This is a genomic window from Microcoleus sp. POL10_C6 (assembly GCF_036701585.1).
GTDB lineage: Bacteria > Cyanobacteriota > Cyanobacteriia > Cyanobacteriales > Microcoleaceae > Microcoleus.
The window spans coordinates 44,777-67,917 of record NZ_JAUBRB010000038.1; the positions used below are offsets into that span (position 1 = coordinate 44,777).

The following is a 23,141-nucleotide window of genomic DNA, read 5'->3' on the forward strand; positions in this document are numbered from 1 at the left end:
TCCGGACAACCTCAAACTTTATTCAGCATCACCCTCAATACCGCAAAAAAAACCCCAAACCAAAATTGGTCGGGGGTTATTTAATCAGGGTGCATCTACTAACTTAGTCTCCCGCCTCACAGCACCTCTTTCAGGACACTTTGGCAGAATTTAGGCGAATTTGTGGCAAGGGGGGCGATCGCCAAAAAAAACCCGGCCAAAATTGGTCGGGAGTTATTTAATCAGGGTGCATCTACTAATTTAGTCTCCGGTAAGGCAGCGCCTGTTTCAGGACAGTTTGGCAGAATTTTGGAGAATGTGTGGCTAAGGGTGCGATCGCAAAAAAAACCCGGCCAAAATTGGTCGGGAGTTAATTAATCAGGGTGCATCTACCAATTAAGCTTCCTGAGAATTCCAGCGCCATCCGGACACTTACCACTAAAAACTCACAAGTCTTTTCGGTGAACCAGAGTTGCACTCGCTTGGTCTGTCGGAACTAGCAAGACTTCACTAATATTGACGTGGGGCGATCGCGTCGCGCAAAAATACACGACATCGGCTACATCGTCAGCAGTCAGCGGTGTTAATCCTTGATAGACATTTTTGGCTTTTTCTGCATCGCCGTGAAACCGGACATTGCTAAATTCTGTTTCCACCAAACCAGGTTCTATTTCCGTCACCCGCACGGGTGTTCCCAAAAGGTCTTGTTTCAACCCTTCAGAAATAGCTCTCACTGCTGCTTTGGAAGCGCAATAAACATTACCTTTCGGATAAGTTTGGCGGCCTGCTATTGAGCCGATATTCACTACGTGGCCCCGTTCTCGGCTTACCATTCCCGGCACGATCGCGCGAGTCATGTAAAGCAAGCCTTTAACATTGGTATCAATCATTTCTTCCCAATCTTGAAAGTTGCCTTCATGCAGTTTGTCTAAACCACGGCTCAATCCCGCATTGTTAATCAGAATATCGATGCTTTTCCAGGCATCGGGAAGCGCAGTTATCGCCGATGCCACTTGCGGGCGATCGCGCACGTCCAATTCTAGCAAATAAATCTCGTTTGCCGACGCGATCGATTTTGTTTCTACAAGTTCGTTTGCCAGTCGATCGAGCTTTTCAAGACGGCGGGCTGCTAAAATTAGTTTGGCTCCTCCTTTGGCGAATATCTTGGCACAGGCTGCTCCGATACCGCTACTCGCACCTGTAATGAAAACAATTTGGTTTTGGATAGAAATCATTTTTTGTCAGTTGTTAGTTGACTGTTGACTGTTGACTGTTGTCATTGGTTATTTGTTAGTTTTGTTATTTGTTAGTTGTTATTTGCTATAGCCTTTCTCGCTATAGTGAGGTATGTTTAATTCCTTTAATGACATTTTTTTATTTTCAAATATGTACCTCGTGTGACTAATAACCGCTATACCACTTACCACTTACTAATCACCCATTACCCATGCCCCATGCCCCATGCCCCATGCCCCATGCCCCATGCCCATAACACCTATTTTATTATTTGACAACCCGCAATCGCACACTAACGGTTGCAATTCCACCTTGTCGCATCAAAACTGCTGAAACCCACCGATTTTCGGGCGTAGCCGGAGCTTTACCTACTTTAAAAATTCCCCCGGAATTTAGCAACTCCAGCTCAACTTCTGAGGGATTAAAAAAGGTTTTTTCGGTGATGGGTTCCTCCAAAACAGTCCCTATTAAAATATCATCGCCGATCGGCTCTCGCACAATGGCATCAAAATGGTACTCTTCGCCCACCTTAACTTGCTCCGGCAAATTCACTTGAATTGTGGGAGGACTTTGACCAGAAGTAAGCTGAGTTTGTTCTGCTAAAATCTCTTGACTAACTATTTTTTCACCTTCAAAGCGCTGCTGGGAACGGATGGTAGCTTTGAGTGTTAATTCTCTGCCATCTTTTTTTTGACTGCCGGCAATTGTAGTTATGGTTTCTGCAATAATCGCGCTACCTTCGGTTTTCCAAGATTTGATCTCGGTGCGGTAATTTAAACTCGGATATCGCTCCCAGAGTTGGGTGAGGGCTTTGGCCATGCTTTGGCTGTTTAAGCCGTCAGAATGAGTGAAATTCGGGCTGTAAAATGCCATGACTGCTTTGACATCGCGCCGGTTGGCCGCTGCGTCAATTTCTGTTAGCACTTTTGTGAGTGGGGCAGGCGCATTTGCAGGGGTTTGGGCGATCGTTTGGGGAGTCGCCGCGATCGCACCGATCGCTCTGGCCGCACCTTGATGCAGCACGCCAGCACTTACCACTGTTAAACATAACAACATTTGAGCGATCGACTGCCCGCAGTTAAAGCCAAAAACGATCGCGCGTTGGCGCAGCCCTCGAAGAGGATCGGCTTTTTCGTTCCGACGGCTGGAAAAATACTGAGATACACTTGGCACTAAATTCAAAAAATTACGCATTAGGTGATAATTTGGTTATTTGTCAGGAGTCGTGGCGCGGGCAACTGTTCGCCTGCAACGAAAACTGACAACGGAAGGACGGACACGGCACAATCTACAATCTAATTTTAGATTGCTGATTTAAAATTGGCTGAAACTGCCGGAATAATAAGCATAATAATCTAAAACCTCAAATATAAAATCGATTGACCTGTGGAACTTGTACTTGTAAAAGAAACAAAAACCTTGACAAAAGCCCCCCTCCGGTTGTTGGTTGCAGCTAGTGGCACTGGTGGACATTTATTTCCCGCGATTGCCACCGCTAGTCAGTTGAACGACTGTCAGATCGAATGGCTAGGAGTCCCAGACCGCATGGAAACCGAGTTAGTTTCATCCCTTTACCCCCTCCACACGATCGCCGTTGAAGGCTTTCAGCAGCGATTGGGACTCGGTACACTGCGGATTTTGGGCGGACTCGCCGGCTCGATCCTTCAAGTGCGGAAGTTGCTCAAAGCGGGCAATTTTCAGGGAGTGTTTACTACCGGCGGTTACATCGCGGCACCGGCAATTCTGGCGGCCCGTTCTTTGGGTTTGCCGGTGATTCTCCACGAATCTAATGCCATTCCGGGGAAGGTGACGCGCTGGTTTAGTCCTTTGTGCACTGCTGTGGCGATCGGATTTGAAGCAGCAGCCCAGCATTTACCCCGCGCGAAAACCGTTGTTGCTGGTACACCGGTGCGATCGCAATTCCTGACTCGCCAACCTCTAAATTTGCCAATTCCTGACAGTGTACCTGTAATTTTAGTCATGGGCGGCTCTCAAGGTGCTGTCGCAGTCAATAAGTTAGTGCGCGAGTGTGCTCCTGCTTGGTTTGATGCCGGTGCTTGGGTGGTTCACCTCACCGGAAATAATGACCCGGATGCTGAAAGTTTGAAACACGAGCAATATTTGTCAATGCCATTTTACGACAATGTGGCGAGTTTGTTGCAGCGAGCAAATTTAGCAATTAGTCGATCGGGCGCGAGTGCACTGACAGAATTAGCAGTGACGGGCGTACCTTCTATTTTAATTCCTTTTCCTCACGCGGCTGACGACCACCAAAGATTTAATGCGGAAGTATTTGCTAAAGTCGGCGCCGCTGTGGTATTCCGTCAAAGCGAACTGACAGCAGAGGTATTGCAAAGCAAAGTGTTGTATTTGTTAAGAGATTCCGAATACTTGGAAAAAATGTCTCAAGCTGCTGCTAAATTAGCGGTGACAGACAGTACAGAACGTTTGGCTAATTTGGTGAGGGAATTGGTGGTGAGGTGATAGTTTTTAGGAGTTGTAACCGCAGATGAAGGCAGATAAACGCAGATGAACGTAGATGAAGGCTGATGTTTTACACGATATGGGAGTGGATGAATTTAACTACTGCTTCTAATCCTTCTTTGGTCTTCAAGTTAGTAAAAACAAAAGGTTTGTCGCCGCGCATTTTTTTCGCGTCCCGTTCCATCACGCCTAAATCTGCTCCTACATAAGGTGCGAGGTCTGTTTTATTAATTACCAACATATCAGATTTAGTAATTCCTGGCCCGCCTTTGCGCGGAATTTTATCGCCCGCAGCGACATCGATTACGTAAATTGTTAAATCTACTAACTCCGGGCTAAATGTTGCCGCCAAATTATCGCCACCGCTTTCGACAAAAACTAAATCTAAATCAGTGAATTTTTGTTCTAACTCTTCTATAGCTACTAAGTTAATGGAAGCATCTTCGCGGATGGCTGTGTGGGGACAGCCTCCCGTTTCTACGCCCAAAATTCGATCGCTCTCCAAAGCTTGACTCCGAACCAAAAACTGGGCATCTTCCTGAGTATAGATATCATTAGTCACAACCGCAATCTGGTACTGCTGCCGCAGCGACTTGCACAAAGCATCCAGTAAAGCAGTTTTCCCCGAACCAACTGGCCCAGCAATTCCTACACGAAAAGCACTCATATTGATTTTAGATTTTAGATTTGAGATTTTAGATTTTCTAATCTTTAACTGCGAAACAACCGAGTGTACTGAGTTTCGTGCGCCATGCTAGCCAGCCCTAATCCCCAACTGCAACTACCAAGGTCATCATCTTCTAATTGTAAAACTTCTTGCGCCGTACAGCTAATTTGAGACTGCAAATCTAACAGTAACTGTTGACCGGCTGTTTGACCTAGGGGAATCAGTTTCACGCCTGCACTCGCCAAATTAGCAGCCCAACTGTACAAATATCCTAACACGGCCGCTTCCTCTTCAATCTGCCAGGTTGCCGCGGCAATGCCAAAGCCGATCGCAAAATTGCACTGATTGCCGCCAAATTCCAGCAAATCTTTTACACTTGTTGTTAACCCAGAAGCAATGGGCGATTCCCTGGGGGATAGCTTCGCTTCACGCAAATCGAGCACCAACCTGACCAAAGTGCGCCCCATTTGCCAACTTTGCAAGCGCAACTCTTCAGTTTCCTTAGCAGCAGTCGCCCAAGCATTCCAGTAACTCAAAGCGGTCAAATCCCCAATCTGGGCCGCCCTCAAAGCGCGTACCACCACAGCGGCTTCTACTCGCACAGCCCCGAATTGCAGCGAATTTTCTAACCAATTCCTCAAAGTAATCTCGCTGTCGATCGCACCGGTTTCTACCAGACTTTCGATTCCCTCAGAATAACTATAAGCTCCCACAGGTGCAAAAGCTAACTGCAACAAAGATAAAAGTTGATTGTTCACTGTTGACTGTTCACTGTTATTTGTTGGTTACAATGCCCAATGCCCAATGCCCAATGCCCCATTCCCCATTCCCCATTCCTAATGGTTGTGCCCGTAAGCGCCCATTTCCGGCTGAAACGGCACAATTTCCTCTGTTACTTCCAAACCCATTTTTTCTAGCATTCCCTGCAACACAGAGTCGGGGGAAAGTCTTAAATAATTATCGGCAATTTCTAAAGCTACGTGACGGTTTCCTAAATGATAAGCCGCCCGCATCAGTAGCAGCGGACTTGAGGCCCGCACTGTGAGCACCAGTTCTGGTTTTGCATTTACCACTACCAAACAGCTACCGTCTTCCGACTGCAATAAATCTCGATCGCGCAATACTGTACCTCTGGGCAAATTCAGGTGCAGCTTTTCCCCCGTCTCTGTCTCGAATCGGTGGCGGCTGCGAGTGCGATCGTCCGCTGTCATCGGTAAAGTAAAGCTGACAACAGCATCCGGATTTGCAGGCAAATGTTTGGTGAAAGTTAGCATTTTTATATTCTATTCCTCAGAGCAATTCACTTGACATTTAGTTTTTGAGGAATATCTTTTTTATAGCCAAAGGAATAAGGAAGACTGAAGTTCCACTCTTGAGCTCATGTTTCAGAAATTAAAAACGTCTTAATCGTGTTGGCGATCGCTATATCTCATTGCCATTTACAGCAACTTGAAAAATAGTCATCTCTCTGAACCGCTCCCGTTCTTGTCTGTATACCAAATTTCTGTCATTTTGTCAAGCATTTTATCACAGACGATCGCCCTTTTTTCAAAAAATTTTGCCTATCGTCTAGTAACTCGAAGAATAGAACGGGAGAGGAAGAAAGAATCAAACCATCAAGCTTATTGATTGCCCGCTTGTTGCAGTCGCAGGAGTTCGGCTTGAATGCGCTGTTTGACTGCCGGATTCGCTTGCTGGAGCAAAGTGAGCTGGTTGAAGCGACTAACTGTCAAACCATTGGTTTCGATAACTTTTTTAGCTTGTTGGCAGTAATTCACCGCGATGCCGCGAACACCTCCAGACAACCTATTGATTTCCTGAGTTTCGTTGCACACTACTCTGGGAACCGAGCCCCCAGCCATGCCTTTAATTTCGTTATAAGCTTCCACCCGTCTGGGTTCTATTGCCAACACAGCACGAGCGTAGCTAGTAATTTCTTCGCTGCTAATTTCTTGAGCTTGGGCTGCTGCTCCGAAAACGAGATTTGGGGATTGTCCATACAAACCGGGCGCCCATCCGCTAGCTAAAGCTGCAGCAGAAATGATGCCTGCAAACAGCGATTGTCGCAGCATCCGGTTTATGCCAAATTTGGAGGTGTTTAGTGAGGTGTTCATGGTCGTCGGTGATTAATTGCGTGTAGATAAAAATGACACAGCGCTTGGAGGCTCAATCTTTTTGAATAATGTGGCGGGTAAAAAGTTCCTGCCGTTGGTGACTATTTTGAATTCCAGCAGGATGGTTGGGGAGTTGCTAGGACGATCGACTTTTTAGCAAATTCAATAATTTCATTCATTATAACATCGGTCGGAAGTTGACAAAATTCAAACTTTAGATAGTAATTTTAATTACAGAGCATTCCCGAATTGCCTCTCCCAATAATTCTCAAAGCGCAAATATTAAATAATTATAAAAATTATTGACAAATTACTCGCCTTAATTAGTCTCATCAAGGTAGGCGGTAGCAAAGCTATCTCTTTCCCCGCAAGGGTTCCCGTTCCGCGTAGGGTTCCCGTAGGGTAGGGTAGGGAAGCGCCTGGAAGGCTAGGTCAAATTTAGCAGCAATCGCACTCATCAATTGCGGCGATGATTTATTTAATGTTAAGCGGTGGTGCATTTGTCGATCGAGAAAATCCCCCACTGGTTGGGCTGCTGACGAAGCCAAAGCCGGAACAAAAATCATGTTTCACTACCCGAAGATAGAGACAGCAACAGGGCACTAGACATTAAAATCTTGTTATCAAAAAGCGCGCTATCTGTTTTTGGCAGTCAACGCCCAGGCCTTCGATTCCAGTTCTCGCTTCCTCCAGTTTGGTGCTGTGAAAACTTGTCTGGGATTTACCCAGAAACCTGGGTTTTCTACGAAATAAAATCGTTACAGCCACCACCAAGAGCAGACAAACCCGGAAAGCTGGAATTTTTGGACCTCAGTTTTATTGTCATCTCGATCGCAGATCGCAAATTTTGGCAAGCCTGATCGCAGCAATTTAACAATTATTAATTACCCATTGCCCATGAAAAGTCAAAAAGAAATTTGGCGAGTTATTCTCGCAGTAGCTATCAGTATTGTAGGCGTGCTGCACTTTGCAGTACCCGCACCTTTTATCAGAATTGTGCCGCCCCAGCTTCCTTACCCGGAAGCCTTGGTTTATATCAGCGGTTTTTTCGAGATTTTGGGCGGAATTGGGCTGTTAGTTCCTCCTGTGAGCAGGGCGGCGGCGTGGGGATTAATTGCCTTGTTTATTGCCGTGTTTCCAGCTAATATCAATCAAGCCGTCAACAACATTCCCATAGAAGGGATTCCCCACAACCAATTACTGTATTGGTTCAGGCTGCCTTTTCAAGCTGTCTTCATTGCTTGGGCTTGGGTTTATACCCAACCAGACGAAGGTAAACCCCGGGCTTCTATAGTTCCAGATAGAACAGAAAATGCCCGATGAAGCAGTTCGACTACCATGCGGATTTTAAGAACATCGACTTTCGACAGCACCCGGAACTTTATCGGGTAGGGAAAGGAGAACAGGGAGTGCTGTTGGTTGAACCCTACAAAGGAGAAATTCTGCCTTTCTGGAGATTTAAGACTCCTGAAATTGCGAGGGAGTCCAGCAGCAAAATTTACTCCTTGTTTTTAGAGTATCTCGATCGCGAAGATTTTGTAGGAGCGGACATGGCTCGCAAGTTTTTGCAGATGGGGTATACTCGATCGCGTCGCTACGCCAACCACAAAAGCGGTCGAAAATACCAGCAAAACCCTCAAAAGCTGAAGTCTGTTGCAGAGCAAACCGCAGCTCGAAAAGATATTTTGCCGCTAGAAGCAGATCCGGTGAAAGCAGAATCCGCCGCCATTTTTCAAGAAAAATGGATGCTGGCCAAAATCAACGAGAAATATCTCGAGCTTTTAGCCAGACACCGGCAGATGTACGAATCTTATTGAGTCAACGCTGAGGATTGACATACATTTACAAAAACTCAGAACTTACACTTTAGCCCCGTCGGCCGCAGTGCAGTGGTGCTTGCCTATCTGGGCCGCATCTATTTGCGTGGCCCTACTATTTATTCGTCATCTTCTTCTGTTTGCCACTGTCGCCAAATTTCAAAGGCATTAAAGCCCCTGTATTGCAGGTAATTCAAGACTTTGCCCTTGGTTTTCGGATCGGCTTTACCCCAAGTATCGATCTTGTATTTCCGCATGACTTTGCCTTTTAATTCGGCCAGTTTTTCTGCTTCGGAGTCCTGATTTTCGGCAATTTCTTCTTCCCAGACTTGCTCGAACAAATCGTTGGTAATTCCTTTTTGCAGGCACTTGCGCTTGATGGCAGACTTCCCGTATTTGCCTGCTGCAGAGGCGATCGAGTTTGCCACCAAGCGAGTGTCGGACTGATAGCCGCGGTCTTGAATTTGCGCGATCGCCTCCAATATTTCCTCATTGCCAAAACCTTTCTCTTGCCCCTTTTTGCGAAGTTCAGAGGCACTGTAGTCTTTGCGAGACAAGAGAAAATATAAATAGTCAAGACAGCTCATCAGTTCAATCGAAGGGTGGCGCGCAAATACTCGTATAGCGAATGCCTAATCCAGTCGCCTTGCTATCGGCTGACTGCATCGTGATCGCCTCTATTCTTCTGTATCCTCCTCTTCATCATCCAATTCCACATCCGGTCTGTCCACATCGATCTGAATCAAGCGAATGTGCTTGTATCCGAGCTTAATTTCAAACTCGTCTCCCGGCTTTAATCCCATTTCTTGGGTATAATTTGCTCCGATCACGATCGAACCATTCTTGTGAACGCTAGCTCGATAACTCGCTTCTCGCCCGCGTCCGTCTGCTTTAGACTTCTCTAGCTCAATGCCCTTAGCAGCTAACACTGCATCGTAAAACTCAGCCAGATTAATCCGGGTTTCTCCACTTTTGCTGACTGTGAAGTAGCCGCAAAGCTTCGCAAGTTCTCTGCGCGGCAAATCACTGCCTTTGATTTTTTGAAGCAGACCTTTTCCTGTTAAGGGTGCTGTAGCTGTTTCTGCCATTGACCGTACCTCGCTTATTGGACTTTACTTATATCAATTACAACACATTAGATTAACTTTGTTTCACTGTCAATACTAATAATTCTCAATATTTAAGATTCTGGATAAATTTCTGCTGCCTCAAGACGGGGGGTAGAAGTAAGGATGCTCGAAGGGCGATCAATTTGCTGCTTGTGGCCCAAATGCTTGGGTAAGCCTCGGAGCGATCGCGCGGGGAATTATTGTCGCAAATTAAATGCTTTACTTTTTTACAGTAAAGTCTGTTCCCTGCATTCACCAACCCCCGATCGAGTCTGTGGTCAAGGTAAAAACAAGACAGCCATGAATCGAAATACCTAGAGCGCGGCCGCTGCAAATCTGCCGAAAGCATTTACAGGCCGGGGTTAACTTTTACCTCAACAACGGGAGGCAGCACTTGTTCTCAATGCCCCTGCCAGCTACTTGCACGCACCAGTTTACAAAAAGAATCCAACTGTAGGCAAGCTCCAAACCCTTATGGAATAAGTCATTCCCAATTCTTCAATCTAAAATCTAAAATCTAAAATCTAAAATAGTATAAACCCTATTTTTCGGGCGGGAAATCCCCTCAAAACCCCAAATCCCAACGAGCAATCTTCTATTAAGGTGTGGGGCATATAACTTTCACAGAACGCAGTCTGGGGAAGGCAATCCGGTAAAAATTGAAGGAAATTTCACCTCTTCGTTGAACTGGTTTAAGCTAAAACCCGACTCAATGGGCGCGGCGGCAGAAACATCGGACAGCCACTAAGAGGGGAATAGTTTTGATCGGGCGAGATTGCTTGGCGACTCTTAACACTTCGCCAGGAATCAGTAAATTTCTAGGGGGAACTCGGGAAAATCTTCCTCCTCCTGCCCCAAGCCAGAGAATTTGAGGTTATTTCCACAGGGGAATTGAAAAAGACCGAGTTAAATGCACAACAGCTTAAATGTTTGATGCACTACAAATTAGCAGCGGTTCCCGACATGGAGTTTCGATGGAAATGTATTGGTTTCCACTCGTGGCCTGTAAACTGCCAGACTCTCAAAATTTATGCACCAACTGGAGGGGTGCGTCAATCGATTTTAGATTTTAGATTTTAGATTAAAGAATTGAAGCCTTGACCCCACGGATAAATTCGGGGGCAAGTTTCATCGGATACAGGTTTTTTATTTTTGGACGGATGAATCCGGGGGCTTGTATCCTGGATGCGAGGAGGTCAAACTCACAGCCGCTTCCCTAATTAATAATTGTGAAATAAGCGCGCTGAGGGTGAGGACGTTCTTAATTGTGGCAACTCTGGCTTTTATTGTCTTGTGCCGAATGACGAATGCTCCTGCTGCCTAATCAGCCCGCTCAAAAACGCATACAAGCCACCGACTCCTGTCGGGGAGAGATCAAAATTTTAGACTCTTGTTCAAGCTTCCAGATTCATCTGTGGAGTAAATCTACAATCTCCAATCGTTCGACTCAGGGTTCAACCCGAAGTCTAAAATCTACAATCGACTGACGAATTCTATATTAAGCAGTCCCGGACTTACTTTCTAAACGAGAAACCCGGTTTCTTCCTCGATGCTGGGTTGGGCTGCTGCTTATTTTCGGTAAAAACCGGCTTGATGAACGTAAGTCCGAGATTCGATCGAGCAGTATACTTTGGATCACTTTGCCAGCGGCAGCCGATCGCGAATGGCCAGCAAAAACCCCACCCAGTTTGGAGCCAGGCCAAGAGGGTCTAAATTAAGCATTGCAGTGGGTGATCGCTTTTAGTGACGTTGTTGCAGGTAATTTTGCGACAGGGGAGTCCGTACCGCCGGCAGCAACTCTTCTGGTTTCGTGCCTCGCTGGTTCGAGTACCGCCACCCAAAAAAGCCAGCACTCAAAGCAACGGACAACAAGCAAAGCATTAGGGTGACAAATTTTTTCGATCCCGGTTTTGTTAACGGTTTCTGAGTCGGTGCTGCGGCGCGAGTTGCTTGGATCACCGAACACTCAGAATTAGGAATAGAGGACGGCGAAGCCGTCGGTGAGTTCGGTGAATTACTAGCATCGGCTCGATCGTTCTGGTGAACCCAATCCCTGCGATCTTTTAATTGGTCGGGAAAGTATTCCCAGACTTCGCCGTCAGAATTGTCTGACTCATGCGATCGATTTGCTGGGATTGGGGGGTATTGGGCGATCGCCGAAACCGAAGACGGGGCCTTCCATTCTGTACCCGCGAGCGCCGGTGGCGTTCCCGACGCGATTATGTGCACCATAGAACCGGATGTCGCGCTGTGGGCTGGGGCGCCGGTCAAATAGCCGTCAAAGTCCGGGTGCTGGTAAAGAATGGGCAAAGCCCAGTATAGCTGGTGAGAACCGTAGGCAGAAATTAGCCCAGCTCTGGCCCGGCTCAGGCTGAGATCGACTGGATAGCCTTGATTGAGGTTGCGGTAAAACAACCGCGTCAGAGTTAGGGCTACATCGTCGGGGATGCTTTCTGCCATTGCTAGCACTGCCGGAATGCCCCGCTTCACTAGAGCTTCGGTTAAGTTCCGCTCCGGGCTGTCGTCCGCGAGGTCTGAGGGGTCGCCGTAGGCGCCGCGGCAGGAGTTGAACACGGCCATCTGAATACCGTTGTTAACGAGCAATCCAGCTAAGTCGTCGCCACTCAAGGTTTCAGTTAAGCCGGTGCGGCTGCTGACTAGGTAGAGTTCGCCACCTCTGGAACCTAAGTTGCTATGGCCTGCGTAGTGCAGGACTTGGTAGTGTCCTTGTTCTAGGGCTTGGGTAAGTTGTTCTCGATCGGGCTGTTCGAGAATAGTCAGTTGAATTTCCGGGCAATGGGGGCTGTTTTTGAGAGGATGACCGGTGCGGTTTTGGAGTTCTTGCTGCAAATGGAGCACTTCTCGCTTGAGCTGCAAGCTGTCTCGATCGCTCGGAGAGGCGATCGCCATTAAAATTTTTAGTGGCCCGCCACTAGGCAGTATCCGGGTTTGTTTGAACAAACTTGTACCTGGTTGGTACCGAGAAAACACGACATCTGTGCCGGTTGCCAAAGGGCGATCGCCTGCGTGCAGAACTTCCCACGGCAGTCGTGGCAAGCGCCGGCCTTTGAGTCCGAGTCGCAGTTGCAGCACTTCTCGGCGGTGCTGGGCGATGCCTTGAGCGCAAGTCCAGCTATCGCGCAAGTTTCCTTGAAACAGCCCGCTGTATAATTGTTGCCCCAGGGCTACTAAATTCGGCGCTGAGTTGTTTCCCGAACGGGAGAGGCCGCGACCCGCAAAACTGCTTCCCTGTACTGCTTTTCCTTGGAGCAAGCCCACCAGCGGGTCGTTCATCAGTTGAGAAGACAGTGCAAGCCATTCATTGATCGGCCAGCGGACTTGTTGTTCGGCTAAGGGTACACCGGGTGCAACCTTTTCTGTCCGCACTAGATATTCGTCGTCCCCAACGGGAGTGACTGAGAGTTGAAATTCCTGGCTCACGGATTTAGCGCCCTCCCGCCTTAATTCTGAATTTGCCTGCGTTTTTGCGGCTAGCAATAGCGAACGGCAAAATAATTTTTACTCTTTGAATCAAAGTTTCTGAATGCGCTTCCCCCGATCGGGCGATCGCTGGGGTCATATATATTTGTTCAAACACTTTGAGGATATAAAAGTTGTACTTTAATAACAGTTTATTAGTTTTGATTGCCCTGTGCCTCGGTGAAAGCCGAATTTTCTCCAATCTTGCTATCTTTAACATTTTGCACCTCTACCGCAGACCCCTTTAGATTCGTCGTGAACTTGAGTTTCTCATTGCTGAGTAAAGTTAAATTGGAGGCACTTTACCAGGCGGATCTCTAGTTCTTATTAAAATTACTTCGGCTCGCGCCAACCGGTTTCAGGGCAATATCGCAGGGAAAGTTGAGTATTTTATTTTTTTTGGCGATCGGTCGATCGGTCTTTACGGCTTATCCTCTACCACCAACCCCCCATGTGTAATCTTGATTTTGTGTCAATTAATTAATTGGTCAGCCCTGGGTTCTCATCCGTAAGCCCTCCGCCCTCATCCTTAAGACCTCAGTGGCGATCGGTAATTGATAGTTGACTATCGATAATTGCTCATAAATTATTGCTAATTTACCGCTTTTATGATATAGAAAACTTTTAATTTAACTCTCTTAATCTAGTTACAGTTAAGCAGCAAAAATAAACGTCAGCAGCCAAGAACTCTCAACAATACAATGGCAATCAAATTATTCCGGTACTCTCAAGCAACCATCATTTTTGGTATCTATAGGATTACGCCTCATCAGGCCGGTTTCTCGGAGAATGATTGGATTTGGTAGCGAAGCCTACAAAGCAACTGGGTTTGGCAGCCTCGCCGTGGGTCATTCTCGCTCAAAATGCCGATCGAGCTTGCAACTGTCACCAAAAACGAATTCTGCGTTTATACTACTTTTTGGCAAATTTTGCAATCTGTCTTGAGATTGATATATTTTGGCAGAATTCTTAGTATTGATCCGAAAAAAAATTTTTCTCAGTTCGCGAGGTTTCCTAGAATCGAGAAAAAATTGTGCAACTAAAAATTAGAACAAATATTTGCCCGGGCGAATTATCTAAATTTCTAATTAATCATCGGGAACTAAAATTAGGAGGGTGCTGTCGTTTAGTGAAGAGATTCAAATCCTAGGTCAGGGAAGGATTTGTCAAAGCTGGGAGTGTTACCAAAGTTCAATACACCCAGCCTAGAGCGGAAAAAAAGCAAGGGTAAAATTTGGGGGATACAGGTTTTGGGGAGTTATTTAGGAGTTGTCAGTTGCGAGTTTAAATTCAGCTAATTCACTGTAGAAATTACGTAGAGAATTTACAATCAGGGGCCCTTCGGCGCAGCTTACTGTAGAAAATACCGAGAACATCTTAAAGGCTCGGATCTTCGGGGCAGTAATTACAGTGTAGGTTGCGGATCAATTAATTTGGGTACGCAATGGCAGAATATAAAACTCGCAACAGAGCGAAAAAAACCTTGCCGTTTAAGTGGCATCTATAATAGTAAAGATGAGGAAACCAGCTCCTCTAGCAGGCGAAAGCATGAAGTTAAAAAAATCTTCTGCAGCCTCCTGTTTGCTGATAAATTGATTCAAAGAAGCTTACCTTTTTTTGGGAAATATCAACGATGGCAGACGAAATCTTGTTAGAAGAAACACAGGGAACACTTTCTCCCGCTCAAAATGAAACACAAAAGCCTGTCGGGGATTTAGGCGACGACAGCTCTACAATTTCCGATCAGGAGTTAGACGATTTAATTAACCAAGCACTCGCCGAAAACACCGACGGCGTTACCACATTTCTGAATCAGTCTAACGGCGCATCCACAACAGGTGTGGGCGATGACGATGACTTAGATGACTTAGATGATGATGACGGTGACTTAGATGATGATGACAACGATTTCCAGACCATTGGAGGTACTGATGACGATGGCTTAGATGGTGATGATGATGACGGTGACTTAGATGACTTAGATGATGATGACAACGGTTTCCAGACCATCGGAGGTACTGATGACGATGACGATGACGATGACTTAGAAGATGACAACGGCATCGATCGCCGCCGAACCGTCCTCGGTCGCGATGACGATGACTTAATTGTCGCCACCGGCGATAACGAGAAGATATTCGGCAATCAAGGCGAAGACACAATCAAAGGAAACCGTGGCAGAAAAAATACAATCTTCGGGGGTAAAGGTAACGACGATTGCGAGGGCGGCGAGGACGACGATGTAATAAAGGGCGATCGTGGCAACGACAAGGTTAATGGCGGCAAAGGCAACGACACCCTTAACGGCGGTAAAGATAACGATACCGTGATCGGCGGCGAAGGCAACGACGACTGCGAAGGCGATGACGGCGATGACTGGGTCCACGGCAAGGAAGGAAAGGATAAGGTTAAGGGCGGCGCCGGCAACGATAGCATCTACGGTGGCAAAGACGACGACGATTGCAAGGGCGACGAAGGCAACGATAACGTCCGGGGCGATCGAGGCAACGACGATTGTGAGGGCGGCGACGGCAACGATACCGTTAACGGCGGTAAAGATAACGATACCGTGAAGGGCGGTGCAGGCAGCGACAAGTGTGAAGGCGACGACGGCGACGACAGCGTTAGCGGCGGCACGGGTAACGATACCGTGAACGGCGGTGGCGACAGCGACGTTTGCAGTGGCGACGACGGCGACGACAGCGTTAGCGGCGGCACCGGTAACGATACCGTGAGCGGCGGTGGCGACAGCGACGTTTGCAGTGGCGACGACGGCGACGACAGCGTTAGCGGCGGCATCGGCGACGATACCGTGAGCGGCGACGCAGGCAACGACCTGTGTGAAGGCGACGACGGCGACGACAGCGTGATGGGCGGTGCCGGCGACGACAGTGTGATGGGCGGTGGCGGCAACGATACCCTCGTTACTGGCGACGGCAATGACGTGGCAGACGGTGGCCAGGGCGACGACAGCGTTAGCGGCGGCGGCGACGGCAACGATACGCTGATGGGCGGCGACGGCAACGATACGCTGATGGGCGGTACTGGCAACCATACCTGTGTCGGTGGTGCTGGAAATGACGTTTATGTCGTGAGTAACAGTACCTCTGGGGCAAGTGCAGTCATCACTGACTTCGCAGACAACGAGGACAAGTTTCTGCTGTTTGGCGACTTGAACTTTAGCAGCTTGACCTTTATACAAATCGGTGTCAATACCGAAATTCGGGTCAATAACTTCGCGATCGCGCTATTGTTGAATGTCAACGCAACGCTTATCACTGCGGCCGACTTTTTGGGAGTTAATCCTCAAACTCCAACTCAACCTCAAACTCCAACTCCAACTCAACCTCAAACTCCGATTTTTAACCCTCCGCAACTGGAAGTTAGTGAGACCCTGATTGCTGGTTCCAGCGGCCAGGAGCAAACTATTACTTCTGAGTTGTTGCGTGTTTCCGATACCGGGCAAGGTCCTGGCGGCATAACCTTCACGCTAACCGAGCTGCCCCCTGCTACAACCGGGCAACTATTTGTTAATGGAGTCCCCGTAACACAAACGGGCGTTACCTTCACTCAAGAAGACATTAACGCAGGCAGGGTAACTTTCAGAGCGGCAGTAGGTTTTGTCGGTGCGGCTACTTTTGGTTTTCAAGCTACCAACGGCCAAAGAGCTCTCACCGGCAAAACTTTTAGCTTGAAAATCGAGCAAGATTCCTTTAATTTTGCTGGCAATCCAGAAGGTCAAGCTATTGCCGGTTCTGCGACGCTCCCTAACAACATCGTAGGCAGCGAGGGTGACGATAACATTACAGCAGGTCAAGGCAAAGACACAATCATCGGCGGCAAAGGCAAGGACACAATCATCGGCGGCGATGGCGATGACGATATCGACGGCGGCGATGACGATGATTATATCGAAGTTGGCCTAGGCAAAAACAAAATAAAAACAGGCCAAGGCAACGACAAAGTTAAAGGCGGCAATGACAATGACGATATCGACGGCGGCGATGATGATGACAATATCGAAGCTGGCGGCGGCGATGACACAGTAATAGGCGGTTCTGGGAATGACACATTAACTGGAAATGAGGGCAATGACACGATCGAAGGCGGCGAAGGAACCAATATTCTAAGTGGTGGTCCTGGAAGCGATCGCTTTGTTTACCGCACTTCCCGCCAACAGATTCAAACAGTTGTAGAAGCTGACTTTATTACTGACTTTGATGTCAATAACGATGTTTTAGAGCTTTCTAACGCAGCTTTTAATGTCGGCGCTTCTATCTTGACCGAAGTGAAGATTACTGCTACTTCTACTTTTGGGTCGATCGGCAGCGGTAATTTCCTCGACTTCACGACGGATATCAGTGTTAACAGCATCGCGAGGTTGCAAGCGCGGTTTGTAGAGTTGGGTGGCAACCCAGACGTGCCTGTTTTCTGTCAGTTTATAGATGCCGAGACCGGCCGTGTGGTGGTGGTATATGGTGTTGCGGGGCGCTTGGACATTGTGGCCAGTTTCTCGCTGAACGTTCGCCTGACAGTCAATAACTTTGTCTTCATCGGCGAGCCACTAACTATTCCTGTCGGTACTGCTGGTGCTGACAATGTGGATTTCACCACTTCTCCCGCCCCAGTTAATTACGATGGTTTAGCAGGCGATGACAAGATTGTCGGCAGCAATTTTAACGATAGCCTCAAGGGCGGCGACGGCAACGATACCATCACCGGCGGCCTCGGTTTGGATTTCATAAGTGGCGGCACTGGTTCGGATCTGTTTGTTTACAGGACAACTAAAGAAGGCGGCGATAAAATTTCCGACTTTACTGTTGGGGTAGACAAATTCGAGTTTAGCGCGAGCGCTTTCGGCAATTTGACTACGACTAACTTTGACGGTGTTAGCGGTTCAACTCCTGACATTACTGGCAAAGAGTTCGTGATTTTCACAGGCGGCAGTTATGCCTCTTTGGAAGCTGCACAAGCTAAAGCCTTGGGCAATTCTACAACTGCTGGTTTCTTCGCATTTACTAATGCTGCGAACGAGACAGTGTTGTATTTTGACTCGAACGGTACCGCAGCCGGTGGTTCTACCTTGATTGCAAATCTGGGTACTGCTGCTAGCAATCTGGGAACGGCGGACTTTGTATTTACAGGTACGATCGCACCTTCTGCCGGTACTACTACCAACTCAGGTAGCATTGTTGATTTAACTGCTGCTGGGAACACTTACCCGAGCGACTTTAACAATTTCGGTTCTGGTGCTGGCGGTTACAACTTCACCACTCCTGTCTTGTTTACCGGAGATGCGAAGGCTAACAGCGTCACTGGTACTGAATTTGCTGACATCTTCAGCGGCGGCAGCGGTGCAGATGTTCTGACTGGCGGTGCTGGTGCGGATCTGTTTGTTTACAAAGCAGTAGGCGAAGGCGGTGATACGATTACTGACTTTACTGCTGGAACTGACAAATTCCAGTTTACCGCGAGCGCTTTCGGCAATTTGACTACGACTAACTTTGACGGTGTTAGCGGTTCAACTCCTGACATTACTGGCAAAGAGTTCGTGATTTTCACAGGCGGCAGTTATGCCTCTTTGGAAGCTGCACAAGCTAAAGCCTTGGGCAATTCTACAACTGCTGGTTTCTTCGCATTTACTAATGCTGCGAACGAGACAGTGTTGTATTTTGACTCGAACGGTACCGCAGCCGATGGTTCTACCTTGATTGCAAATCTGGGTACTGCTGCTAGCAATCTGGGAACGGCGGACTTTGTATTTACAGGTACGATCGCCTCTTCTGTGGCTGGTACTACTACCAACTCAGGTAGCGTTGCCGATTTAACTGCTGCTGGAAACACTTTCCCAACCGACTTTAACAATTTCGGTTCTGGTGCTGGCGGTTACAACTTCACATCTCCTGTCTTATTTACGGGCAATGACAGTGCTAACAGCGTCACTGGTACTGAATTTGCTGACATCTTCAGTGGCGGTTCTGGTGCAGATGTTCTGACTGGCGGTGCTGGTGCGGATCTGTTTGTTTACAAAGCAGTAGGCGAAGGCGGTGATACGATTACTGACTTTACTGCTGGAACTGACAAATTCCAGTTTACCGCGAGCGCTTTCGGTAATTTGACTACGACTAACTTTGACGCTGTAAGTGGTTCAAATCCTGACATTACTGGCAAAGAGTTAGTGATTTTCACAGGCGGCAGTTATGCCTCTTTGGAAGCTGCACAAGCTACAGCCTTGGGCAATTCTACAACTGCTGGTTTCTTCGCCTTTACGAATGCGTCGAACGAGACGGTGTTGTATTTTGACTCGAACGGTACCGTAGCCGGTGGTTCTACCTTGATTGCGAATCTGGGTACTGCTGCTAGCAATCTGGGAACGGCGGACTTTGTATTTACAGGTACGATCGCATCTTCGGATACTGGTACTTCTCCCACTGGTACTACTACTAGCTCAGGTAGCGTTGCCGATTTAACTGCTGCTGGAAACACTTTCCCCGTCGCCTTTAACAATTTCGGTTCTGGTGCTGGCGGTTACAACTTCACATCTCCTGTCTTATTTACGGGTAATGACAGTGCTAACAGCGTCACTGGTACTGAATTTGCTGACATCTTCAGTGGCGGTTCTGGTGCAGATGTTCTGACTGGCGGTGCTGGTGCGGATCTGTTTGTTTACAAAGCAGTAGGCGAAGGCGGTGATACGATTACTGACTTTACTGCTGGAACTGACAAATTCCAGTTTACCGCGAGCGCTTTCGGTAATTTGACTACGACTAACTTTGACGCTGTAAGTGGTTCAAATCCGGACATTACTGGCAAAGAGTTAGTGATTTTCACAGGCGGCAGTTATGCCTCTTTGGAAGCTGCACAAGCTAAAGCCTTGGGCAATTCTACAACTGCGGGTTTCTTCGCCTTTACGAATGCGTCGAACGAGACGGTGTTGTATTTTGACTCGAACGGTACCGTAGCCGGTGGTTCTACCTTGATTGCGAATCTGGGTACTGCTGCTAGCAATCTGGGAACGGCGGACTTTGTATTTACAGGTACGATCGCACCTTCTGCCAGTGGTACTACTACTAGCTCAGGTAGCGTTGCCGATTTAACTGCTGCTGGGAACACTTTCCCAACCGCCTTTAACAATTTCGGTTCTGGTGCTGGCGGTTACAACTTCACCTCTCCTGTCTTATTTACCGGAGATGCGAGTGCTAACAGCGTCACTGGTACTGAGTTTGCTGACATCTTCAGCGGCGGCAGCGGTGCGGACATTTTCGACGGCGGTTTGGGTAACGACAGCATTTCCGGCGACGATGGTAATGACAGCCTCTTCGGCGGTGGCGGTAGCGATACTCTCAACGGCGGCATCGGGAATGACACTTTAATAGGTGGTGTGGGAACCAATGTTCTCAACGGCGGTGCTGGTTTGGATGTGTTTGTGTTCAGCGGAACTACTGCTGGCGGCGGGGATGTAATTACCAATTACAGCATTGCTGATGATGTAATTAACCTCGACAGCACTGGGTTTGCAGCGTTTACGACCGGATCTGGGCCTTTGGCTTCGAGTTTCTACGCTTACAGCAGCACAGTGTCTGATGTAACTGTGTTTGAAGCAACTTTAACCGGGCCGTCCATCATGGCTATCTACGACGGTTTGTCTACTAAACTGTATTACGATAGCAACGGTTCTACGGTTGGTGGTAACAGTTTGTTTGCCACTGTCGATGTCAATTTGGGACCGACCGGTAATTCTGAATTGTTCTTGTTCTAAACGGCAAGAATCCTAATTGGGATATCGGTACGGTTAGGGACACAGCATGGCTGTGTCCCTACAATACAGAGGTAAGGACATAGTAATACTGTGTCCTTTTTTTTGTAATTGTTAAACAATTTAGTCGCTATTTTTTGGGTAGGGAAATGGCATCGCCGTGTCCTCTTTTGCGTTGTTGTCGGTGGTAGGAGTCGATCGCACTCGCGAGGGCAATTTCACCATCCAATCCGGTTTATTTTACCCGTTATGTCGATTCCGGTTGTATCGGAATGATTAAACCGCAGAGGACACAGAGGATACAGAGAAAGGGAAGAGAGAGATGAATAATTCCGATGCCAAAGATCTTGCACCATTCTCGCTTAACAGGCTTTCCGGCCTGTTCCACAAGAAAATTCACTCTTTGTGGAACAGGCCGGAAAGCCTGTTCATAAAAAGCTTAGTGAGAATGGTGCAACCCACATTCCGCAGATGTGTGTGGAATTTTTTTATCAGTTGTGAAAAGTTGGAGTCAAAAAGTTTTTCCGTTTAACTTATGCGGTTTTAACGTCACGGATACCTGTCAAATCTCCCGAAATCAACTAAACTGAAATAGTTGACTTTTTTTAATAGATTTATGGCGCTTTTTTTGCGAAATAACTCAGCTTTTTAGCCAAGCCAAATCCTGCTAAGAGCTAATTATCTTGACTAATAAATGTGGATTATTCACCAATATCTACAGCTTAATAACGAGCGTCATCCACCTAAAAACATTAAATAGTATCTACTGCAATACTGTCCTAAATGCTTTAATACATCTTGACGGTCTTGGGTTAAATTGCTCACTTGTTTAGAGCCGTTGATCGTCACTAAATGTACCGCTTGAAACATCTGAAATATCCATCGCATTGTCGGTTTATTGGTGAGCTTCTTTACCTGATTTCTGACTCCCTCATTGGTAGCTGATAATTGTTGTCTCAATTTCCTTTGTGCCAGGGTATAAACTAACAAGCACAGTCCCATTATCATTCCTATTGCTTCGACTCGCTCGGGATTTTTCACAAAGACGCTTGATGTAAAAAACAATGGATCTTTGATAAATCTAAATCCTCTCTCGTTGCTTTGCTGCGCTTTGTACTCTAATAGTATCTGTTCGTCGCTCACCTTTTGAGTGTCTAAGATGTTGGTGGCTAATATAAATCTCCCGGCTGCGATTTGTTCGGCTTCTATTACTGATAACCGGGTTTCTATTTGACCCGTAACTTGATAAACTGTTGGATTTGTGTGGTTCTCTAGTTTCTGCTTGCTTGTCGTTTTTTTGGCGGGTTTTTCTCGGCATTCAATTTCTGCGATCTGGTGATACTTCCAGGTATCGGATAACCTTTTTATCGCGATTTCTGCGTCAGCAATACACGCAAACTCTTGTCTGAATAGCTTGCGCAGTGAGAAAGAAGCTGATTCTAATTGCTTTTCTACTTCCCGGGCTATTTTTTTGATTGCTGCTTGTTTTCTGATGTCGCTTTCTACTACTATCTATCTTTGCTTGATGTTAGCATACTCGCTGGTTATGGCTGCTATTTTGTAGCCTTTTATTTGGGCTGACTTCCAGGCTTTATCTGAGATAGCTGAGATTTTTTCTCGGGCCGATCGGATACTTAATGGTACTCGGGTTATCCATTTCATTCCTGCCATTGCTGATAAGTTTTCTGCTGTGTACAAGGCACTGTCTGCTACACAGATTCCGTCGAAATTCCACTGGTTTTTAAATTCTTTGAGTCGCGAGACAAACACGCTTTTATCATCGGCGTTTCCATCATCTATTTTGAGATACAATGGTACGTCTCCATCACCGCTGACTATTGTGTCAATGATAAATTGTTTGAGGTCTGGTCTTCGCTCTCTTGAATATCCGTGAACGATTTTTATGGCTTTCATTTCATCGGGTGGGTCTGATGAGTCTGTTTCAATGTCTTGACTCTTTTCCTGACGAGTTTTGTATGCTCCTTCTACTGATATTGAACTGCTGTCTAGATGAACGCTGTTCATTTCTACTTGAAATTTATGAGCTGCTTTCAGGGCGATCGCTGTGAATAACTGTGTCGTTCCAGCTTGATGGTATTTGTCTAATGCTCTGCCTATTCTATCATCATTTAATTGTTCGGGGGTCACTCCTTCTCCTATTAGATGTTCTGTTGCTTTTCCGACAAAAAATGTGTCAAATAGGTAGATTGGGGCGCTCAAAAACCCTAATCCGTTCAAAATCATCGCTTTCATGACTTGTCCTGGGCTGAGGGTTTCTTTGTTGCTTATCCCCACTTTTTTGTTGACTTCTTCTACCAATTCCATTTCATCTATTATCCCGGCTACTATTCCCAAGTGGTCTAAATTTACGATATTTATCCCCGATAATGGCTGGTTCATGATTTTTAGAGTTGCTTTACTGCAATACTCCGGACAGTTTTTAAGCAGCCAGAGTACCATAAGACAAGACTGAAGGAAGGTTAGGGTGATTTAAAATCA

15 protein-coding genes and 1 pseudogene are annotated in these 23,141 nt (G+C 47.0%); 4 read left to right on the forward strand and 12 right to left on the reverse strand.

Annotated features, from left to right (window positions below; all coding sequences use genetic code 11):
- Window positions 1-425 precede the first annotated feature (425 nt).
- Together QUA34_RS20170 and QUA34_RS20175 are read right to left on the reverse strand one after the other, a co-directional pair.
- Window positions 426-1,214, reverse strand: coding sequence for an SDR family oxidoreductase (locus QUA34_RS20170; protein WP_333389032.1), 789 nt, complete (start codon window positions 1,212-1,214; stop codon window positions 426-428).
- Window positions 1,215-1,482: 268 nt separating this feature from the next.
- A complete protein-coding gene (locus QUA34_RS20175) occupies window positions 1,483-2,409 on the reverse strand; it encodes a nuclear transport factor 2 family protein (protein ID WP_333389033.1) in 927 nt (308 codons plus the stop codon).
- 225 nt (window positions 2,410-2,634) lie between these two features.
- Between QUA34_RS20175 and murG the strand changes: the two genes are divergently transcribed.
- Window positions 2,635-3,699 (forward strand): undecaprenyldiphospho-muramoylpentapeptide beta-N-acetylglucosaminyltransferase, encoded by a 1,065-nt coding sequence (murG, locus tag QUA34_RS20180; RefSeq protein ID WP_333389034.1) that lies wholly within the window; start codon window positions 2,635-2,637, stop codon window positions 3,697-3,699.
- A 70-nt stretch (window positions 3,700-3,769) separates the two neighbouring features.
- Here murG and ureG read toward each other — a convergent pair whose 3' ends face one another.
- The 5 genes from ureG to QUA34_RS20205 form a co-directional block, all read right to left on the reverse strand.
- The gene (ureG, locus tag QUA34_RS20185) at window positions 3,770-4,366 is read right to left on the reverse strand and encodes an urease accessory protein UreG (RefSeq protein WP_333389035.1); all 597 of its coding nucleotides are present in this window, start codon (window positions 4,364-4,366) and stop codon (window positions 3,770-3,772) included.
- A 44-nt stretch (window positions 4,367-4,410) separates the two neighbouring features.
- Window positions 4,411-5,124, reverse strand: a complete 714-nt coding sequence (locus QUA34_RS20190) for an urease accessory protein UreF (protein WP_333389036.1) — start codon at window positions 5,122-5,124, stop codon at window positions 4,411-4,413.
- 78 nt (window positions 5,125-5,202) lie between these two features.
- Complete coding sequence (gene ureE, locus QUA34_RS20195) at window positions 5,203-5,640, reverse strand: urease accessory protein UreE (protein WP_333389037.1); 438 nt, start codon at window positions 5,638-5,640, stop codon at window positions 5,203-5,205.
- A 348-nt stretch (window positions 5,641-5,988) separates the two neighbouring features.
- Window positions 5,989-6,480: a DUF4168 domain-containing protein gene (locus QUA34_RS20200; protein ID WP_333085574.1), complete on the reverse strand. Its 492-nt coding sequence runs from the start codon at window positions 6,478-6,480 to the stop codon at window positions 5,989-5,991.
- Between the two features lie 353 nt (window positions 6,481-6,833).
- Window positions 6,834-7,046 (reverse strand): hypothetical protein, encoded by a 213-nt coding sequence (locus QUA34_RS20205; RefSeq protein WP_333331132.1) that lies wholly within the window; start codon window positions 7,044-7,046, stop codon window positions 6,834-6,836.
- Between the two features lie 331 nt (window positions 7,047-7,377).
- On the opposite strand from QUA34_RS20205, the gene QUA34_RS20210 reads away from it, so the two are divergent.
- A complete protein-coding gene (locus QUA34_RS20210; RefSeq protein WP_333389038.1) occupies window positions 7,378-7,803 on the forward strand; it encodes a DoxX family protein in 426 nt (141 codons plus the stop codon).
- Window positions 7,800-8,297 (forward strand): DUF4385 domain-containing protein, encoded by a 498-nt coding sequence (locus QUA34_RS20215; RefSeq protein WP_333389039.1) that lies wholly within the window; start codon window positions 7,800-7,802, stop codon window positions 8,295-8,297. Before QUA34_RS20210 ends, QUA34_RS20215 begins: the two co-directional genes overlap by 4 nt.
- A gap of 119 nt (window positions 8,298-8,416) precedes the next feature.
- Here QUA34_RS20215 and QUA34_RS20220 read toward each other — a convergent pair whose 3' ends face one another.
- From QUA34_RS20220 to QUA34_RS20235, 4 genes are all read right to left on the reverse strand, one after another.
- Window positions 8,417-8,884 carry a regulatory protein RecX gene (locus tag QUA34_RS20220; RefSeq protein WP_333389040.1) on the reverse strand — a complete coding sequence of 156 codons (468 nt, stop codon included), beginning with the start codon at window positions 8,882-8,884 and terminating at the stop codon, window positions 8,417-8,419.
- 90 nt (window positions 8,885-8,974) lie between these two features.
- The gene (locus QUA34_RS20225) at window positions 8,975-9,385 is read right to left on the reverse strand and encodes an AbrB family transcriptional regulator (protein WP_015177612.1); all 411 of its coding nucleotides are present in this window, start codon (window positions 9,383-9,385) and stop codon (window positions 8,975-8,977) included.
- Between the two features lie 1,761 nt (window positions 9,386-11,146).
- The gene (locus QUA34_RS20230; RefSeq protein ID WP_333389041.1) at window positions 11,147-12,847 is read right to left on the reverse strand and encodes a CHAT domain-containing protein; all 1,701 of its coding nucleotides are present in this window, start codon (window positions 12,845-12,847) and stop codon (window positions 11,147-11,149) included.
- A gap of 4 nt (window positions 12,848-12,851) precedes the next feature.
- Complete coding sequence (locus tag QUA34_RS20235) at window positions 12,852-13,106, reverse strand: hypothetical protein (protein ID WP_333331149.1); 255 nt, start codon at window positions 13,104-13,106, stop codon at window positions 12,852-12,854.
- Window positions 13,107-14,519: 1,413 nt separating this feature from the next.
- Between QUA34_RS20235 and QUA34_RS20240 the strand changes: the two genes are divergently transcribed.
- Window positions 14,520-20,645 carry a cadherin-like domain-containing protein gene (locus QUA34_RS20240; RefSeq protein WP_333389042.1) on the forward strand — a complete coding sequence of 2,042 codons (6,126 nt, stop codon included), beginning with the start codon at window positions 14,520-14,522 and terminating at the stop codon, window positions 20,643-20,645.
- A 732-nt stretch (window positions 20,646-21,377) separates the two neighbouring features.
- Here the strand turns inward: QUA34_RS20240 and QUA34_RS20245 are convergent.
- A pseudogene (locus tag QUA34_RS20245) lies at window positions 21,378-23,042 on the reverse strand (IS1634 family transposase).
- Window positions 23,043-23,141 lie beyond the last annotated feature (99 nt).

What these genes read in the sequence shown, in the direction of transcription:
- QUA34_RS20170 (WP_333389032.1), bottom strand. Translation starts at nt 1,214, where the DNA reads ATGATTTCTATCCAAAACCAAATTGTTTTCATTACAGGTGCGAGTAGC.
- QUA34_RS20240 (WP_333389042.1), top strand. Translation starts at nt 14,520, where the DNA reads ATGGCAGACGAAATCTTGTTAGAAGAAACACAGGGAACACTTTCTCCC.
- ureE (WP_333389037.1), bottom strand. Translation starts at nt 5,640, where the DNA reads ATGCTAACTTTCACCAAACATTTGCCTGCAAATCCGGATGCTGTTGTC.
- QUA34_RS20205 (WP_333331132.1), bottom strand. Translation starts at nt 7,046, where the DNA reads ATGATTTTTGTTCCGGCTTTGGCTTCGTCAGCAGCCCAACCAGTGGGG.
- QUA34_RS20235 (WP_333331149.1), bottom strand. Translation starts at nt 13,106, where the DNA reads ATGTTAAAGATAGCAAGATTGGAGAAAATTCGGCTTTCACCGAGGCAC.
- ureG (WP_333389035.1), bottom strand. Translation starts at nt 4,366, where the DNA reads ATGAGTGCTTTTCGTGTAGGAATTGCTGGGCCAGTTGGTTCGGGGAAA.
- QUA34_RS20215 (WP_333389039.1), top strand. Translation starts at nt 7,800, where the DNA reads ATGAAGCAGTTCGACTACCATGCGGATTTTAAGAACATCGACTTTCGA.
- QUA34_RS20200 (WP_333085574.1), bottom strand. Translation starts at nt 6,480, where the DNA reads ATGAACACCTCACTAAACACCTCCAAATTTGGCATAAACCGGATGCTG.
- QUA34_RS20210 (WP_333389038.1), top strand. Translation starts at nt 7,378, where the DNA reads ATGAAAAGTCAAAAAGAAATTTGGCGAGTTATTCTCGCAGTAGCTATC.
- QUA34_RS20225 (WP_015177612.1), bottom strand. Translation starts at nt 9,385, where the DNA reads ATGGCAGAAACAGCTACAGCACCCTTAACAGGAAAAGGTCTGCTTCAA.
- QUA34_RS20175 (WP_333389033.1), bottom strand. Translation starts at nt 2,409, where the DNA reads ATGCGTAATTTTTTGAATTTAGTGCCAAGTGTATCTCAGTATTTTTCC.
- QUA34_RS20220 (WP_333389040.1), bottom strand. Translation starts at nt 8,884, where the DNA reads ATGAGCTGTCTTGACTATTTATATTTTCTCTTGTCTCGCAAAGACTAC.